Source organism: Shewanella sp. AS16 (assembly GCF_021412365.1).
Classification (GTDB): Bacteria; Pseudomonadota; Gammaproteobacteria; order Enterobacterales; family Shewanellaceae; genus Shewanella; species Shewanella salipaludis.
The window spans coordinates 1-334 of the sequence record NZ_JAKCLK010000113.1; the positions used below are offsets into that span (position 1 = coordinate 1).

The following is a 334-nucleotide window of genomic DNA, read 5'->3' on the forward strand; positions in this document are numbered from 1 at the left end:
GCGATGAATCTTTTCTCGCCGAAGCGACGCCTGCCACCACGGAATTGTGGGAAAAAGTCATGGAAGGCATCCGTATCGAAAATGCGACTCACGCGCCATTGGATTTCGATACCAATATTGCCACCACAATTACCGCTCATGATGCAGGATATATTGACCAGCCGCTGGAAAAAATAGTGGGTCTGCAAACGGATGCGCCATTAAAGCGTGCACTGCATCCGTTCGGCGGCATTAATATGATTAGAAGTTCATTCCACGCGTATGGTCGTGAAATGGATAGCGAATTTGAATACATCTTTACCGATCTGCGTAAAACCCATAACCAGGGCGTATT

Annotated in this window: 1 protein-coding gene; it reads left to right on the forward strand. The window is 47.3% G+C overall.

Features of this window, described 5'->3' with window-relative positions; genetic code table 11:
- On the forward strand, positions 1–334 hold a 334-nt coding region (locus LZP73_RS19580; RefSeq protein WP_326490370.1), incomplete at both ends, for a pyruvate formate lyase family protein.